The organism is Streptomyces sp. TAA040 (assembly GCF_000424845.1).
The window spans coordinates 94,705-111,355 of record NZ_AUKR01000001.1 but is presented as its reverse complement, the minus strand read 5'-3'; the positions used below and the strand labels follow the sequence as shown (position 1 = coordinate 111,355).

Sequence of the window (16,651 nt, the reverse complement as noted above, 5' to 3'; positions counted from 1 at the left end):
GCCGGGAGGCCGCGCGACGACGGGTCGCGGGGTGCGACCGGGCAGGCGTGCGACGGGTGTGCCACCGTGCCCTGCCGGTGCGCGACTTCGCCGGGGCACACGGCTTCGTAGGGTCGGGCCGGACGCGGGCTTGGGGTGGTCCGGTCGGGGGCATCAGCCCGGAACACCGGCATTGAACTCGGGGAGGGCACGTGCTCGGCACTGCACCCGTACGACGCACTGACAGCGCGGACGTGATCGTGGTCGGCGCAGGGGCCGCCGGTCTGGCGGCGGCCCGCCATCTGCACGCCGCCGGAGTGGCGGTCACGGTGCTGGAGGCGGCCGACACCGTCGGCGGCCGGATGTCGACGCGGCAGCTCGACGGCTACCGGCTCGACCAGGGCGGGCAGTTGCTCTGCCCGGACTGGCCGGGGCAGGCCCACTGCCCCGGTCTGCAGCCGCTGGCGCTGCGGCCGTTCGCCCCCGGCGCGGTGATCCGCTGGGAGGACCGCTCGGTGAGGGTGGGCGGCACCCGCTCGCTGCGACCGCGCACCGGTCTCGGCGGCGGGCTCGGCGGCGGGCTGAGCAGCGGACTGAGCAGCGGACTGAGCAGCGGACTGAGCGGGGTGCGTGGGAGCTCCTCGGGAGGGGTCGGCAGCCGGAGCGGCCGGACGCACGCCGCGGCGCGCCGCGCCGCCGGGGCCCCCCGGGCCGGGGACGCGCAGACCGCCGGTGGGGGCGACGGCCCGCCGGCAGGGGGCGGCAGGGGAACCCCGGGGGGTGCGGGGAGCGCAGGGGGAAGCACAGGGGGCGCGCGGCAGACTGCACGCGCCCTCGCCAGCGCTGTCGACGCGGCCCGGCTGCGGGGCCAGCTGTCCAGACTGGCGGCCACCGAGGTCTCCCGACTACGGTCGCGCACCGAGCTGCCGGCCCACCGGGCACTGGCCGCACGGGGCATTCCGGGCCGCACCCTGGACGGACTGCTGCGCCCGCTGGTCGGCGCGCTGACCGGGGACCCCGACCTCGCCGGGTCCAGCCGGATGGTGGACCTGGCGCTGCGCGGCTTCGCCCGGCGCGGACTCTGCCTCCCGGCGGGCGGTGCCTCGGCCGTGCCGGAGCTGCTGGCCTCGGGGCTGCCGCCGGGCACGGTCCGCACCGGCGTGCGGGCCGTGGCGGTGTCCACCAACGCGGTGGAGACCGACACCGAGGGGATGCTCGGCTGCCGGGCCGTACTGATCGCGACGGGCGCGCAGAGCGCCGCACAGCTGCTCCCCGGCCTGCACGTCCCGCCGTTCCACCCGGTGGCCGTGCTCCACCACGCCGCCGACTCGGCACCACCGCCGGCCGAGACGGCGCTGCTGCTGGACGCGGACCGGCGCGGCCCGGTCGCGCACACCATGGTCGCCTCCGCGGTGGACCCCGCCCGTGCGGATGCGGGCCGCACCCTCGTCACCTCCGTCGTCCTGGGCCCGGCGGCGCTCGGCCCGGTCGCCGAGCTGGACCGTGCGGCACGACCGCAGTTGGCGGAGCTGCACGGTGCCGCCGCGGGCGGGTGGGAGCTGCTGGCGGCCCACCGGGACACGTTCGCGGTGCCCGCCATGCCGGCGCCGCACGACGCGCAGCGGCCGGTCCGGGTGCTCTGCGGGCTCTACGTCTGCGGCGACCACCGGGACACCAGCTCGCTCCAGGGAGCACTGCACTCGGCGCGGCGGGCGTGCGAGGCGATCTGCCGCGACTTCGGCATCCCCATGGCGGCCGATTCCGCCTTGGCCGAGGCCGCCTGACGGGCGCTCACCTCGCGGGCGGGTGAACCCGGCGCGGACCCCCACGGGTTCGCCCGGTGTTCGCCCGCCCGCTGCCGTCGCGCCCGCCGCCCCGCCTACGCTGTCGTCGAATCGACTTGTCCTGAGACATGACAATGAAGGCGGCAGATCCGTGCCCAAGTCCACCCCCCTGGCCGCTGCGGCGGTGTTCCTCTCACTGACTGTGCTGACCTCGGCGCCGGCGCAGGCGGCCGGCACCGGCGACCTCCCCTACTCCGCGACCACCGCCGTGGGCGTGCACAACGCGTACGAGAAGGCGAGCTTCCCCTACCTCGCGGACGCTCTGGACTCGGGCGCCGGGATGCTCGAGTTCGACGTGTGGACGAACAGCTTCGGCGCCGGCTGGCGGGTGGCGCACGACAACCCGCTGGGCAACGACAACAACTGCGAGAACGCCGCGTCCGCTGCGGAGCTCCGCACGAAACCCCGCAACCAGCGCCTCGACGGCTGCCTCGCCGACCTGCGGGCCTGGCACGACGCCAACCCGGGGCACCGCCCGATCCTGCTCAAGATCGAGATGAAGGACGGCTTCTACGGCCCGGCCGGGCGCGGACCGGCCGACTTCGACGCGCTCGTGGACGCGGAGCTGGGCGACGCGGTCCACCGGCCCGGGGACCTGGCCGAGGGCCACGCCGACCTCGACACGGCGGTGCGGGCGGACGGCTGGCCCACCAGGGACGAGCTGGCCGGAAAATTCCTGATCCACCTGATACCCGGCACCGTCGAGGAGGGCAACCCGTTCGACACCCTCTGGACAGACCGGGAGTACGCCGCCCACCTCAGGGAATCGGCCGCCGCGGGCACGCTGGACCGGGCCACCGCCTTCCCCGCCGTCCACCGCGCCGAGGCCGGCGACCCGCGATCCCGGTACGCCGACACCTCGCTGCGGCCGTGGTTCGTGGTGTTCGACGGCGACGCCACCGCCTACGTCTCGGGCGGCATCGACACCGGCTGGTACGCGGAGCGGAACTACCTGCTGGTGACGACGTCCGCGCACCGCGTGCCGCCGGCGATCGACTCCCGCGCCCCGGCCGAGAGCGAGGCGGCCGCGCGGGTCGCGGAGCTGGCGGCCGCCGGGTCGAACGTCGTGAGCTCCGACTGGGTGGGCCTGCCGGGGGTGCTCTCCCGCGTGCTCCCGCGCGGCTGACCCGCCCCGCCCGCCCGGGCACCCTAGGGGCCCTCCCGCCTCCCGGCACGCCGGAAGGGGCGGACGGGTGCTCTCCGCCGCACGGGGCGGAGCAGGACGTGTCGGTGGACGGCGGAGGCCGCGCCGCGTGAGACCAGTGGGCCATGCAGTATGACAATCATGGCGCCACGCGCCGACTGGTGCTGCGCGGTGCCGCCTGCCTGGGGCTGTTCGGCGCCTACCGCACCGTCGTCGCCACCCCCGCCCACACTCCCGGCTCCGGATCGGCCCCCGCCCGCGCGGCCGGTTCCCGGCCGGCAGGCGACTCCTACCGGTTCCGGCCCCTCTCCGGAACCGGCCCCCTCCCCGCAGCCGCCCGACCGCACGGCCCCGCGCGACTGCGGGGAGGTCCGCACCTCACCCTCGGCGACGTGGGTAGGGCGGTCGCGCTGACCTTCGACGACGGCCCCCACCCCGTCCACACCCCCGCGGTGCTGCGCATCCTGCGACGGCACGGCGTCCGCGCCACCTTCTTCGTGATCGGCGAGAACGCGGAGTGGAACCCGGACCTCGTCAAGGCGATCGCCGAGGACGGCCACCTCGTCGCCAACCACTCCTGGAGCCACCCGCAACTCGACCTTGTCCCGGTCCGCCGGGTACGCGGGGAACTCGGCCGGACCAGCGAGCTGATCGACCGGTCCCTCGGCGCGCCGCCCCGCTACGCCCGGGCGCCGTACGGCGCCTGGCACGGGCCCTCCCTCCGGGTCTGCGCGGAACTGGGCATGGAGCCGATGGGGTGGTCGCTCGACACGCTGGACTGGAAGGAACCGGGCTCCCGCACCATCCGCTCCCGGGTGCTGGACGGCGTCCGGCCGGGCACGGTCGTCCTGGCCCACGACGGCGGCGGGGACCGCGGTCAGACGGTCGACGCCCTGGCCCGGTACCTCCCCCGCCTGCTCGACCGGGGGTACACCGTGGTCCCACTCGCCCCGCCCGGCTGACCAGCTCCGTACCGCGCGGCGCCTACCCTCGGCCCCATGTCTGCCCGAGCCCGCCGCCGGGAGGCCGCCCCCGGCCCGACCGCCGCCACCGCCGCCGTCCTGCTGGCGGTGCACCTGCTCAAGCACCGGGTCGCGCCCCGCGCGGCACTGCCCGCCTCCCTCACCGCGACCGCGCTCGTCCTCGGGATCGGCCGGCGGGCGTCCGGTTCCTGGGCGGCGCTGGGCATGTCCCGGGACGGCGCGGGCCGCGGCCTGCGGGACGGCGCACGGGCCGCCGGTGGTGTCGCGGTGCTGTACGCGCTCGGCGCGGCGCTGCCCCGCACCCGGCCGCTGTTCGCCGACGGACGCGCCGCGGACACCCTCGGCGGCGTGCTGCGGCAGACGTTGGTGGAGGTACCGCTGGGCACGGTGCTGCTGGAAGAGACGGCGTTCCGCGGAGTGCTGCCGGCGCTGCTGCGGGAGCGGTGCAGCCCGCTCGGGGCCGACGCGATCGCCACGGGCCTCTTCGGGCTGTGGCACATCCTGCCCTCCGGCGACCTGGCCGCGGCCAACCCCACGCTGGCCGCGGCGACCGCCGCGGGACGGGGCACGGGGGGCACCGCCACCGCGCTGGGCTCGGTGGCGGCCACCACCGCGGGCGGCGCCGTCTTCGCCGTGCTGCGGCGGCGCAGCGGGAGTCTGCTGGCTCCCGCGCTGCTGCACACCGCCTTCAACTCGCTGGGGTACCTGGCCGCCGCGGCCGCCCGCCACCGGAACTCCGCCCTCGTCCGCCGGTCCGCCGCGCAGCCCTGAGCACGGGGCGGTACGGTCGCGGGCCCGGCTGCGCTCAGCCGGGCAGCGCCTCGGCGAGCGGGATCGGCCGCCGCCCGCCGTGGCCGTCCGGCGGGCCGTCGAGCGCCGCGGCCACGGGCGCGGGCATCTCCTCCTCCCACAGCATCCCGCGCACCAGACGTACGGTGCTGCGGTGCCAGGTCTCCGCCCGGCGGATCATCGGGTGGTCGCTGCCGGACACCACGACGGCGCACGTCCGCGCCCCGGCCGCCCGGGCCCGGGCGGCGAACGACCAGGTGCCGCGGGGGTCCGTCATCCGGTCCCGGTCGCCGTGCAGCAGCGCCACGCGCTGCCCGGCGAGCTGGGCGACGGGTTCGCCCGGCGGGCACCACGGCGCGAGCGCGACCACTCCGCGGACGCCCGCCGCGCCGCCGATCCGCAGCGCGGCGCGCCCGCCCATGGAGTGCCCGACGAGCACCACCGGCACCTTCCCGACCTCCTCGACGAGCGCGGCCAGGGCTGCCCCGGCGTCGGCGGCCGCGTCGGCCCGTACACCGTTCCAGCCGCGGTACCGGTAGCGCGCGTGCGCCACCGCGACCTGCTCCTCGGCGGTCGCCCGGGCGAGAGCGCGGGCGAAGGGGCGCATCCGCAGACCCGGCAGGTTCCACCGGGTGGGGGGCGCCAGGGCGTCCGCCCGGCCGCCGTGCAGGAGCAGCACCGCGGCCCGCGGCCGGGCGGGCCGCGTGTGGAAGTCGACGTACCGGTGCTCCCCGGACGCCATGTCCTCTGCGGCTCTCACGTTCCTCCTCCGCCCGCGGGGCCGGGATGCCGTCCCGCGCCCGCGTGTTCCTCATGGTCCGGCTACTCCGGGCGTCGGGCCGACGGGACGGTGACGGGACCGGTGTCCCGGCGTCCTGCTGCCCTGGTGGCCCGGAACCGCCGAGGTGATCGGCTGTCCCGGGCCACTCCCCCGTCGCCCCGTATTCGGTGCCGGGGGCTCGGCGGATTGGTCGGATGAGCACATCGGTTCCGGCGGCTCACACCCCGCTGCCGAGACCACGGCTGCCGCGCCGCGGTCGGGCTTCGCCGCGGGCTGCCGGGTGCCGGCGCGGGCCGTCAGCGGCGGCGGCTGCTGCGCCAGAGGGCGGCGGCCGCGAGGGCTCCCCACCCCACCGCGACCCCCACCGCCTTCCGGCGCTCGTCCCCCCGGAGCGCCGCCCCCAGCAGCAGGGCGTCACCGGCGTCGGCGGCGATGCGCACCGCGGCGGCGGTCCGCAGTGCCGGGCCGGCCGGAGCCGCCGCCATCGCCACCCCGGAGGCGATGTCCCGCCACGCCAGCGGGCGCAGCACGGCCGCCGTGTCGGCAGCCACCCGGCCCTCCTCGTCGGTCAGCCCGGCGGGACGCGCCAGCCATTCCGGCCTGGCCGTGATCGCCAGGCCGTACGCGGCGGTGGCCGCTCCGATGGTGCGCAGGAACCTCTCGTCCACGACTGTTCTCCTCCTCCGCCGGCCCGGTCGCACCGGATGCGGTGCGACCGGCCGCCGGCACTCGACCGGTCACGGGTACCCGGACACCGGCACGGCTGTCACGACGCCGCCCGTTCTTCTTCTCCGTCACGCGGACGGTGGATGCGGTCCGGACGTGCCCGGCCCGGACGGGCGGCCTCCCGCGCCGCCGAGGCCCGGGCTCACTCGGCGGGCAGCCGCTCCGGGAGGCCGAAGCGGCTGAACAGTCCGTGGTCGAAGAAAGCCGTGACGTGGGCGACCCGGTCGCCCGAGAGCGAGAGCACCTGGAGGTTCCACGGCGCGTGGGAGCCGTCCTCGGTGCGCATGTACATCCCGAAGGCGGGCTGGCCGTTCAGCCGCGCCGGCACCATCCGCATGTCGCCGGGACCGGCGGGGCAGCGGTGCTCGATGAGCAGGCCGATGTCCTTCGGCCCCTGGTACCAGCCCGTGAACGGCGGCATCTCCCACACGGCCTCCTCGGTGAACAGCTCGACGAGGGCGGTCATGTCCTTGCGCTCGAAGGCCGAGACGTAGCGGTCGAGCAGCTCGCGCTGCGGGCCGTCCGGCTCCGTCACGGAGTCCTCGCTCGGATCCACCTGCTTGAGCTGCGCCCTGGCCCGCTGGTGGGCGCTGTTCACCGCGGCGGTGGTGGTCCCCATCAGCTCCGCGACCTCGACCGCGCGCCACCGGAGGACGTCGCGCAGGAGCAGCACCGCCCGCTGCCGTGGCGGGAGGTGCTGGAGCGCCGCGACGAAGGCCAGCCGGATGCTCTCCCGGGAGGTGACGATCGCCGCCGGATCGGCGCCGTCCGCTCCGACCATGGCGTCCGGTATGGGCTCCAGCCACGGCACCTCCGCCCGCTCGACCAGGTCGTCCGCCGGATCGGAACCGGGAGCGCCGAGCCCGGTGGGCAGCGGGCGCCTGGCGCGGCTCTTCAGGGCGTCCAGGCAGGTGTTGGTGGCGATCCGGTGCAGCCAGGTGCGCATGGAGGAGCGGCCCTCGAACGCCTCGTAGGAGCGCCAGGCACGCAGATAGGTCTCCTGGACCAGGTCCTCGGCGTCGTGCGGGGAACCCAGCATGCGATAGCAGTGGGCGAGCAGCTCGCGCCGGAACGGGTCTGCCAGCCGGGGGAACTCCTCGGCGGTCCGGTTCTGTGCCATGGCGGCCCTCTCCTCACCCCGCGTCGTCGCGGATGCGGCCATCCTCACAGAGGGGCCTGACAGTCGAGTCTGCCCGAGCATCACGGACTCTTCACGCCATGAGGACGTAACGTGACACATGGGGCACCCGGTACGGGTCGGCACCGCCCGGGCGGAAGCCGTCCGGCACCGCGACGAGGCCGGACGGGTGACGGTTTCCCGGCCCCGGTGGCGGCCGGACGTACGCGGGGCGAACTCTCGGCAACGCCCGTTGTCACCCCCTTCACAGCCGTCCTAGCGTCGAGCGGCATGGACCTCCTTCGCACCGTGAACAGGAAAGTCGGCCGCACCTTCGGCTACGAGATCCGCCGGGCCCGCCGGGACCCGGCCCCCGCGGCGAAGACCGGCGGCACCCCGGGAGGCACCTCGAAGCCGGTGGGGTTCCGGCCGCCGGAGGACCCCGGGACGGACCGGCTCCTGCGGCGGCCGGTGTTCATCATCTCCCCGGTGCGTTCCGGCTCCACTCTGCTGCGCCTGCTCCTGGACGCCCACTCGCAGCTCCACGCGCCGCACGAGCTGCACGTGCGGCACCTCGAGGTCCACACCTCCAGCCGGCTCGCCGAGCGCGGTATCGCGGCACTCGGCCTGGAGCGCGGCGATCTGGAGCACCTGCTCTGGGACCGGCTGCTGCACCGGGAGCTGGTGCGGTCGGGCAAGTCGGTGCTCGTGGAGAAGACACCGGGCAACGCCTTCGTCGCCCGGCGGATCGCCGCCTGCTGGCCGGACGCCCGTTTCGTCTTCCTGCTCCGGCACCCGGCCTCCATCGCCAGGTCGTGGCACGACGCCGCCCCCGAGGCCCGTACACCGAACGAGGCCGCGCTGGACGCGCTCAAGTACATGCGGTCGGTCGAGAAGGCGCGCACACAGCTCCCGGGCCACACCGTCCGGTACGAGGAGCTGACCGACGACCCCGAGACGGCGCTGAAGGCGCTCTGCGGGTTCCTGGAGATCGAGTGGGAGCCCGGAATGACGGAGTACGGGGCCCGCGGGGACGAGGACCTCCCGATCGGCCTCGGCGACTGGAAGGACAAGATCCGCTCCGGCCGCGTCCAGCCCGGTCGCGAGCTCCCCGGGCCCGAGGACACCCCGGAGCGGCTGCGCGGGATCGCCGAGGCCTGGGGATACGTAGGCGCCGGCCCCGGCGGCACCCGCACCGCGGCCGCGGCCGCGGAGGAGTAGGCCCCGGAACGGGGCGGCGGGGGACGGCCCGGACCGGGGAGCCGGTCCGGGCGGGCCCCGCGGGTTTCCGGCCGGCCCGGGGTTTTCCGGTGGAGCCCGGTGTGCGGCCCGTGCTACCACTGGCCGGTGTCGCGGAGCCGAGCACGAACCCCGCAGGAGGCCGGAGCATGGTGCGCGGAGAACTCATGAGGCTGCGTCCGGTGGAGCCGTCGGACGCCCCCGCGCTGTGGCAGTGGAACCACGACCCCGAGGTGATGCGCTGGATGAGCGACGGCTACGCACAGCCCCTGGCACGGGTCGGGAAGTGACTGGCGGAGCGGCCGCGGAACCGGTTCAGCGACGTGCTCCTGGGCGTCGGGGCACTCTCCGGCGAGAAGCTGGTCGGACTCGTCCGGCTGCACGGCGCCGAACCGGAGACGGGGTGCTCCGAGCTGGACGTCTATCTGGGCGAGAAGGACTACTGGGGACGCGGCTACGCCACCGACGCGGTGCGCACGGTCTGCCGGTACGGCTTCGACACGATGCGGCTGCACCGGATCGCCTGACCGTCGTCACCGAGAACCACGCAGCGCACCACGTCTACCGCAAGGTCGGTTTCGTGGAGGAGGGGCGACCGCGCGAGGCCTTCCGCCGCGACGGCCGCCGGTACGACATGTTCACCATGGGCCTGCTGGCGGACGAACTGCGCTGAGGCCCCCGGCCACCGGCGCCGCACGGCCGCCGGGGAACGGCGACCGGGGCCGCCGCGGCGCTGGTCAGCGGCGCGGCGGCCCCGTCACGTACGGCGGGCGGTTCAGCCCAGAACGGCCAGGGCCTCGTTGAGGGTCTTCGACGGCCGCATCACGGTCGCTGCCTTGGCGTCGGACGGGTGGTAGTACCCACCGATGTCGGCCGGCGAGCCCTGCACGGCCACCAGCTCGTCCACGATGGCCTGCTCCTGCTCGGCGAGGCGGCCGGCGAGCGCCGCGAAGGACTCGGCGAGCGCGGCGTCCTCGGTCTGCTTCGCCAGCTCCTGGGCCCAGTAGAGCGCCAGGTAGAAGTGGCTGCCGCGGTTGTCGATGCTCCCCAGCTTGCGGCTCGGCGACTTGTTCTCGTGCAGGAAGGTGCCGGTCGCCCGGTCGAGGGTGTCGGCCAGGACCCCGGCGCGCGCGTTGCCCGTCTTCTGCGCGAGGTGCTCGAAGCTGACCGCCAGCGCGAGGAACTCGCCCAGGCTGTCCCAGCGCAGGTAGTTGTCCTTGACGAGCTGCTGGACGTGCTTCGGCGCGGAACCGCCCGCACCGGTCTCGAACAGTCCGCCGCCGTTGATCAGCGGCACCACCGAGAGCATCTTGGCGCTGGTGCCGAGCTCCAGGATCGGGAACAGGTCGGTCAGGTAGTCGCGCAGCACGTTGCCGGTCACCGAGATGGTGTTCTCGCCGCGCCGGATGCGCTCCAGCGAGAAGGCGATGGCCTCGGCCGGCGCCATGATCTCGATCCGCAGGCCCTCGGTGTCGTGCTCCGGGAGGTACTGCTCCACCTTGGCGATGAGGTTCGCGTCGTGGGCACGGCCGGAGTCCAGCCAGAACACCGCGGGCTGGCCGGTCGCACGGGCCCGGGAGACGGCGAGCTTGACCCAGTCGCGGATCGGCACGTCCTTGGTCTGGCACATCCGGAAGATGTCGCCGGTGCTGACCGCCTGCTCCAGGACCGCGGTGCCGTCGGCGCCGACCACCCGCACCGTGCCGGTGGCCGGGATCTCGAAGGTCTTGTCGTGGCTGCCGTACTCCTCGGCCTTCTGCGCCATCAGACCGACGTTGGCCACCGACCCCATGGTGGAGGGGTCGTAGGCGCCGTTCGCCCTGCAGTCGTCGATCACGACCTGGTAGATGCCCGCGTAGCTGCTGTCCGGGATGACCGCGAGGGTGTCGGCCTCCTGGTCGTCGGCGTTCCACATGTGGCCGGAGCTGCGGATCATCGCCGGCATGGACGCGTCCACGATGACGTCGCTCGGGACGTGCAGGTTGGTGATGCCCTGGTGGGAGTCGACCATGGCGAGGTCGGGGCCCTCGGCCAGCTCGGCCTCGAAGGACGCCTTGACGGCCGCGCCGTCCGGCAGCGCCTCCAGGCCCTTGAAGATGCCGCCCAGACCGTCGTTCGGCGTCAGACCGGCCGCCGCGAGCGTGCTGCCGTACGCGGCGAAGGTCTTCGGGAAGAAGGCGCGGACGACGTGGCCGAAGATGATCGGGTCCGAGACCTTCATCATGGTGGCCTTCAGGTGGACCGAGAAGAGCACGCCCTCGGCCTTGGCGCGGGCGATCTGCGCCGTGAGGAACTCGCGCAGCGCGGCGACCCGCATCACGGCGGCGTCGACGACCTCGCCGGCCAGCACGGGCACCGACTCGCGGAGCACGGTGGTGGTGCCGTCGTCACCGACGAGCTCGATGCGCAGCGCGCCGTCCTCGGCGACGACCGCGGACTTCTCGCTGGAGCGGAAGTCGTCGCCGTCCATGTGTGCGACGTTCGTCTTCGAGTCGGTACTCCAGGCGCCCATCCGGTGCGGATTGGCCTTGACGTAGTTCTTGACCGACGCAGGCGCGCGGCGGTCGGAGTTACCCTCGCGCAGCACCGGGTTCACGGCGCTGCCCTTGACCTTGTCGTACCGGGCGCGCACGTCCCGCTCCGCGTCGGTCTTCGGGTCGTCCGGGTAGTCCGGCAGCGCGTAGCCCTGCTCCTGCAGCTCGGCGACGGCGGCCTTGAGCTGCGGGATCGACGCCGAGATGTTCGGCAGCTTGATGATGTTCGCCTCGGGCTTCTTCGCCAGCTCCCCGAGCTCGGCGAGGGCGTCGTCGATGCGCTGCCCCTCCTCCAGCCACTCGGGGAAGCCGGCGATGATCCGGCCCGCCAGCGAGATGTCGCGGCTCTCCACGTTGACCCCGGCCGTCGAGGCGTAGGCCTTCACCACGGGCAGGAACGAATACGTCGCCAGGGCCGGGGCCTCGTCAGTGTCCGTATAGATGATGGTCGAGTCAGTCACCGGTACTCCGCTCCACGTCTACATCGTCTTGACATCAAGATATCTCCTGCGGGCCGTCCATCCATCACCAGCCCCCGCCTCGGACGACCGCACCCACCGTAGGACCTCGACGGGCGGCTCCGCGGACCGCCCGTGACCGGTCCGCACCCGACGCCCACCGCCGACGCCTCCCGGGCTACTCCTTGGACTCGACCCGACCGATCGCGTCCGGTCCGGTGGTCAGCTCGTCCTGCGCGTGCCGCCAGGCGGGGTCCCCGGGGTGGAGCCGGCTGCGGAGGTAGGCCCCGGTGAGCCGCTGGACCGCGGCGACCCGTGCCGGGTCCTCGTCGGTGGTCTCGGCGACGTCGTAGCCGGACACCCCGCCGAGACCGTGCTCCGCCCCGAACAGGGTGAGCAGCGACTTCGCACCCGGCGCGAGGTGGTACGGGTCCGTGTGCCAGCTCGGGCCGCGGACCGTGAGGTGGGCGGAGGCGTCCTGGTCGCCGGCGACCACGAGGGCGGGCGTCGCCATCGTGGAGAAGTCGGTCGTCGCGAAGACCGGGTAGTTCTCCGCCGTGAACGCGCTGAGCGCGTCGCCGCCCCGGCCCGGCGCGGCGAGGAGCACGCCCGCCGTGATGCGGGGATCGGCGAGGTCGACCTCCTTCCCGTCGTGCGGGTCGGTGAGCCGGGTGCCCAGCAGCAGGGCGGCGGTGTGCCCGCCCATGGAGTGCCCGGCCACGGCGACCCGGTCGCGGTCCAACCGCCCGCGGAGCTGCGGCACGGCGGCCTCGACCTCGTCGAGCCGGTCCAGGATGCGCCGCATGTCCTCGGCCCGCGAGCGCCAGTACAGCGGCGCCTCGGGAGCGCCGGGTTCGAGGCTCAGCGTCCGTGAGCTGAGGTGGGTGGGCTGGATCACGACGAAGCCGTGCGCCGCCCAGTAGTGGGCGAGCGGGGCGTAGCCGTTCAGCGAGGAGAGGTGGTTCGACGGGCCCTGCCCGTGCGAGAGGAGGAGCACCGGCAGCCCGCCCCCGCTCACGGGTGCGGAGACCCGCATCCGGAGGTCCACGGCACGGCCGGGCACCTCCAGCACCACCGGGCTGACCGAGAGGACCGCAGCGGCGGACGGGCCTGCGACGGCGGCCGAGGTTTTCACTTCACTCATGGAGCGCACATCCTTCCCGAGCTCCGCGGGGACAGGGACGCCACGGTCGACGGCGGGCCGCCGCGACCGCAACATGCGGAGCATCGTTCCGTTTACAATACGGAGCTGCGTTCCGCTTTGTCAAAACCCCTCCCGGGGGGCCCGCGGATCCCGAGGTCCGCACCCGGGAGCCGGCCCCGCCTCCGAGCCGGGCAGCGGATCCGCACCTCACCCCCGGGCACCGAGCCTCGGCCCCCGGGGCGGCTGCGGCGGAACAACCCCGAGGTGCCACCCGGCGTTCACCCGGTCGTCACCCGCCGTCCGCCTGCCTCGGCAGCGCCGTCACTACCGTCCGCCGGGTTGCTCGACGAGCCCTCCGGGGCGGAACGGAGTGGTCGTGCCCAAAGCACCGCGACCGCGGGACGAGAAGGGCGGTGCCGCCACCGGCCGCCGGGACCCGCACTGGGACAACGTGCGCTTCCTTTCCGGCACGCTCGTCGTGGTCGGCCACACCGTGGAGTCGCTGAGCGAACTCGACGGCCTGCGCTGGCTGTACCTCGCGAGCTGGGCACTCCGCGTCCCGGTGTTCGTCATGGTGGCCGGCTACTTCAGCACCGCCGGCCCGCTGAACGCGCGCGAGGCCCGCAGGCTCACCGAGTCGATCGCGCTGCCGTACCTGCTGATCGGCCTGCTGCACACCCTTCAGCTGCGCTGGCTCTGGGGAGACTGGACCTTCTTCGCCGGCAATCCGCCGTGGGCGATGTGGTTCCTGCTGTCGCTGCTGGCCTGGCGCGTCGCCCTGCCGTACCTGGCGGCGCTGCGGTACCCGCTGCTGATGTCCGTGGCGGCCGCACTGCTGGTCGGCCACTTCGAGGAGTTCGGCTCCACCTTCTCCGCCTCGCGGACGCTCACCTTCCTGCCGTTCTTCCTGCTCGGCTGGAAACTGCGCCAGGGCTTCGGGGCCGACCTGCTGCGGGCCCGCTGGACGGCTGCCGCCGCCGGCGGGGTCCTCGCACTCACCGCCGCAGCGGCCTGGATGGTCCGCCACGAGGTGGACGTCACCTGGCTGTCCATGCGCGAGCCGTACGGCGACACGATGCCCTACGGCACCCCGGGAGCCTGGGCGGTCCGGGGCGCGGTGCTGCTGTGCGGCATGGTCGTCGCCGTGAGCTTCATCCGCCTGGTGCCGAAGGTGACGCTGCCGCTGATCACCGTCCTCGGCACGGGCGGCCTCTACATCTACCTGCTGCACCCGCTGGTGCTGCGGGCGGCGCTGTTCCACGACGGCCTCGACTGGGTCCGCACCTGGCCCGAACAGGTGGCACTGGTGCTGCTCGCCGTGGCCGTGTCGGCGGCCCTGGGCACCCCGTGGGTACGCCGGCTCGCCCGGCCGCTCGTCCAGCCGCGGGCACCGTGGCTGTTCCGCCCGGCACCGCCGACCGCGGTCCACGCGCAACCGGCGGTGCCGCCGGCGGCACCCCGAGAGCCCCGCGTCGTCTCCCTCGGGTAGCCGCTGCGGGACCGTCAGGGGAAGCGCGCCCGGGAGGGCCGGAACGGGGACTCACGGGGCACCCGCGTCCCGGTCGGCGGCCGGGGCGGCGGTCACCACGAGGTTCGCACGGTAGGTTTCGGCGCGGTCGTCCCAGTCGGCGCAGGTGAGGAGCGTCAGCCGCGGTGTCGACGTCGGGCCGTAGACCTCCTCGGAGGGGAACGTGTCCTTCGCGTGGACGGCGGTTCCGGTCACGGTGAATCGGGCCGTACTGCCGTCCCGGCGCCGTACATCGAGGGGGTCGCCGACGCGCACCGCTGCGAGGCCGTGGAGTGCGGCCGGTCCGGTCCGGGAGTCCAGATGCCCGACCAGCACGGCGTTGCCGGGTTCCCCCGGGGTCGGCGATCCGGTGTACCAGCCCACGTGATCGGCGTCGTCCGGCAGCGCGACGGATCCGTCGGGTGCGTTGCCGACCCGGTCCACGGCGGCGTCGAGGCCGAGGCCCGGCGCCGTGAGACGCAGGGGCCGCGAGGACGGCAGCGCCGGCCCCGGGGAAACCGGCGCGGGCGCGGAGGCGGCCGGGGGCGAGCCGGGCGGCGCGGAGCCCGGCCCGGGGCCGGTGGCGGCGAAAGCGACCAGGCCCAGTCCGGCGGTGGCGAGGGCGGTGGCCGCCGCGGAGCACAGTCCGCGGCGGCCACCGCCGGTCAGCAGGGGCACGCCAGGACCGTCAGGACTGCCGGCCGAGTCGGCGGCGCAGCAGGACCGTGCCGAGTGCGGCGGCGAGGAGGCCGCCACCGGCTGCGGCTGCCGCCGTCGTCGGAGCCGCGTCCGTCTGGCTGCCGCCCAGGCCGCCGGCCACGGCACCGCGCGGCGAGGCGGCCAGCGAGCCGCAGAGCGCGGGGTTGGTCGCCTCGGCGGGCAGCGCCGGGTCCAGGTCGCTCTCGCCGAGCACGTCGTCGTACTCGCCGTTGCCGTTGACGTCGACGCCGTGCACCACGACGACCGCGGTTCCCGCCCGGACGCTTTCGGCGGCCTCCGGGCTCAGGGTGAGTGTGCGGTGGTAGTCGATGGCGGGACCGGTCGGGAACCGGTCCACGGCCAGGCCCGAGTCGGGGCTGGTGTCACCTGTGGTGGTCAGCGAGGTGCCGATGCCGCCGTAGAACGGTGCGCCGTCCGTGGTGTTGATGCTGAGGATGCCGTTGCGCTCCTTCGCCGCCGAGGCGGGCGGGCAGACGCCCTTGGCCTCGATGTGGAAGTGCTGGGCGTGCGGGGCACCGGCCAGCAGGTCCTGCGCCTGCACGGTGACGGTGGCCTCGTGCCCGGTGAGGCTGACGGTCGCGGTGCCCGACCCGGTCACCTTGCTGTAGGGGACGGGCGAGAGGTCGGCGTGCATCCGCAGCGTGCGGCTGTCCGCGTTCTCCGCGACGGCGGACGGCGCGAGGGCAACGGCGGGCGCGACCGCTGCCGCGGTGGCCATCGCGAGGGCGAGAGTGCGTTTCATGAGCGGGGTTCTCCGATCGTGGACCGGCACCGCTGCCGCGACGACCCGGGGAGGGAAGGCGGCGTGCCGGTGCTCTGCGTCACACCGTCACCGCACGAGGGGCACCCCGCCACCCGCACCCCCGAACGGCTCCCGGGGGCATCGGGCTCGGGACCCCCGGCGGCGGGCGGCCAACATCCCTGGACGCAGGCTCCGTTGTGCCTTCCGGGCCGTGCGCCGAGGCATCCGCACCGGACCGCGCCGACCACCGCCGTAGGAGTGACGGCCGGGCGCGGCCCCGCCCGGCCCCGCCCTGGACGTGGACGTGGACGTGGACGCGGACGCGGACGCGGACGCGGACGCGGACGCGGCGAGAGGACCCGACACGCTTCTTCGCCCGGGAAGTGCCCCCACGACGGCAGGAACAAGGATCCCCGCAGACCGGCCAGTCGACACCACCGGTCTGCCCCCGCGATCGCCGGGCTCTTCGCGGCGTTCCAGGGCCCCAACGCCCGGTTCGTGGCGGGCAACGACGCCGGCCACCCCCCGAACACCGCCGCGGCGCTCCGGCCGGGAACCAAGGTGCTGCTGACCTGCGGCACGAACGACGCCCAGGTCCCCTGTGCCACAGCGAACACCCTGACCCGCGCCCTGCGCCACGCACACACCCGTGGACCGGGCCGCGTGGCGCTGCCGGAGGTGGACCATCTGCTGCACGACGCGGCCCACCCGGACACGCCGGCGCCGTCCGTGGTGGACACCCTGCACCGGTTCGCTCGGCGCTGACCACGGCCGGGAGGCCCTGGTGCGGGCTCGTCCGGCCCGGACCTCACCGTACCGAGGCGTCCAGCAACGACGAGGGCCGTCGTACACCCTCCGTTTCGGGAGAGTGCACGACGGCCACCGCTCTGCCCGCGGCGACCTCAGATGTCGAAGTAATACATGAACACGGCTCTGACCTGCGT

General features: G+C 74.8%; 16 protein-coding genes. 9 read left to right on the top strand and 7 right to left on the bottom strand.

The annotated features are described in order from the left end of the window. The first annotated feature begins 191 nt into the window (after window positions 1-191). The 4 genes from H300_RS0100495 to H300_RS24300 all read left to right on the top strand — a co-directional run bounded on the left by H300_RS0100495 (window position 192) and on the right by H300_RS24300 (window position 4,721). Window positions 192-1,763: an FAD-dependent oxidoreductase gene (locus tag H300_RS0100495; protein WP_051269247.1), complete on the top strand. Its 1,572-nt coding sequence runs from the start codon at window positions 192-194 to the stop codon at window positions 1,761-1,763. Window positions 1,764-1,914: 151 nt separating this feature from the next. Continuing rightward, complete coding sequence (locus tag H300_RS0100490) at window positions 1,915-2,949, top strand: phosphatidylinositol-specific phospholipase C domain-containing protein (protein ID WP_037978782.1); 1,035 nt, start codon at window positions 1,915-1,917, stop codon at window positions 2,947-2,949. A 143-nt stretch (window positions 2,950-3,092) separates the two neighbouring features. Continuing rightward, window positions 3,093-3,929 (top strand): polysaccharide deacetylase family protein, encoded by an 837-nt coding sequence (locus H300_RS0100485; protein ID WP_028425820.1) that lies wholly within the window; start codon window positions 3,093-3,095, stop codon window positions 3,927-3,929. Between the two features lie 36 nt (window positions 3,930-3,965). Beyond that, the gene (locus H300_RS24300) at window positions 3,966-4,721 is read left to right on the top strand and encodes a CPBP family intramembrane glutamic endopeptidase (RefSeq protein ID WP_078515605.1); all 756 of its coding nucleotides are present in this window, start codon (window positions 3,966-3,968) and stop codon (window positions 4,719-4,721) included. 34 nt (window positions 4,722-4,755) lie between these two features. On the opposite strand, the gene H300_RS24295 is transcribed toward H300_RS24300, so the two are convergent. The 3 genes from H300_RS24295 to H300_RS0100465 all read right to left on the bottom strand — a co-directional run bounded on the left by H300_RS24295 (window position 4,756) and on the right by H300_RS0100465 (window position 7,408). After that, the gene (locus H300_RS24295; protein WP_486583416.1) at window positions 4,756-5,499 is read right to left on the bottom strand and encodes an alpha/beta fold hydrolase; all 744 of its coding nucleotides are present in this window, start codon (window positions 5,497-5,499) and stop codon (window positions 4,756-4,758) included. Between the two features lie 317 nt (window positions 5,500-5,816). Continuing rightward, complete coding sequence (locus H300_RS0100470) at window positions 5,817-6,188, bottom strand: hypothetical protein (protein WP_028425819.1); 372 nt, start codon at window positions 6,186-6,188, stop codon at window positions 5,817-5,819. Window positions 6,189-6,388: 200 nt separating this feature from the next. Then, a complete protein-coding gene (locus H300_RS0100465; protein WP_078515604.1) occupies window positions 6,389-7,408 on the bottom strand; it encodes a sigma-70 family RNA polymerase sigma factor in 1,020 nt (339 codons plus the stop codon). Between the two features lie 246 nt (window positions 7,409-7,654). On the opposite strand from H300_RS0100465, the gene H300_RS24290 reads away from it, so the two are divergent. The 3 genes from H300_RS24290 to H300_RS32030 all read left to right on the top strand — a co-directional run bounded on the left by H300_RS24290 (window position 7,655) and on the right by H300_RS32030 (window position 9,129). Next, window positions 7,655-8,584, top strand: coding sequence for a sulfotransferase family protein (locus tag H300_RS24290; RefSeq protein ID WP_051269240.1), 930 nt, complete (start codon window positions 7,655-7,657; stop codon window positions 8,582-8,584). A 167-nt stretch (window positions 8,585-8,751) separates the two neighbouring features. Next, complete coding sequence (locus H300_RS32035; RefSeq protein WP_486583415.1) at window positions 8,752-8,892, top strand: GNAT family N-acetyltransferase; 141 nt, start codon at window positions 8,752-8,754, stop codon at window positions 8,890-8,892. Window positions 8,893-8,925: 33 nt separating this feature from the next. Next, window positions 8,926-9,129: a GNAT family N-acetyltransferase gene (locus H300_RS32030; RefSeq protein ID WP_486583414.1), complete on the top strand. Its 204-nt coding sequence runs from the start codon at window positions 8,926-8,928 to the stop codon at window positions 9,127-9,129. Window positions 9,130-9,377: 248 nt separating this feature from the next. Here the strand turns inward: H300_RS32030 and H300_RS0100450 are convergent, their stop codons facing one another. Together H300_RS0100450 and H300_RS0100445 are read right to left on the bottom strand one after the other, a co-directional pair. Beyond that, on the bottom strand, window positions 9,378-11,597 hold the full coding sequence (locus H300_RS0100450; RefSeq protein ID WP_028425817.1) for an NADP-dependent isocitrate dehydrogenase: 2,220 nt from the start codon (window positions 11,595-11,597) through the stop codon (window positions 9,378-9,380). 175 nt (window positions 11,598-11,772) lie between these two features. Then, entirely contained in the window at window positions 11,773-12,738 is a 966-nt protein-coding gene (locus tag H300_RS0100445; protein WP_028425816.1) for a chlorophyllase, read from the bottom strand. Window positions 12,739-13,114: 376 nt separating this feature from the next. Here H300_RS0100445 and H300_RS24280 point away from each other — a divergent pair, with 376 nt between their 5' ends. After that, the gene (locus H300_RS24280; RefSeq protein WP_158678299.1) at window positions 13,115-14,227 is read left to right on the top strand and encodes an acyltransferase family protein; all 1,113 of its coding nucleotides are present in this window, start codon (window positions 13,115-13,117) and stop codon (window positions 14,225-14,227) included. Window positions 14,228-14,278: 51 nt separating this feature from the next. Here the strand turns inward: H300_RS24280 and H300_RS24275 are convergent, their stop codons facing one another. Next, a complete protein-coding gene (locus tag H300_RS24275; protein ID WP_158678298.1) occupies window positions 14,279-14,923 on the bottom strand; it encodes a sortase domain-containing protein in 645 nt (214 codons plus the stop codon). Window positions 14,924-14,933: 10 nt separating this feature from the next. Then, a complete protein-coding gene (locus tag H300_RS0100430) occupies window positions 14,934-15,707 on the bottom strand; it encodes a hypothetical protein (protein ID WP_028425815.1) in 774 nt (257 codons plus the stop codon). Between the two features lie 498 nt (window positions 15,708-16,205). Between H300_RS0100430 and H300_RS24270 the strand changes: the two genes are divergently transcribed. Continuing rightward, the gene (locus H300_RS24270; protein ID WP_028425814.1) at window positions 16,206-16,472 is read left to right on the top strand and encodes a hypothetical protein; all 267 of its coding nucleotides are present in this window, start codon (window positions 16,206-16,208) and stop codon (window positions 16,470-16,472) included. The last annotated feature ends 179 nt before the right edge of the window (window positions 16,473-16,651 follow it).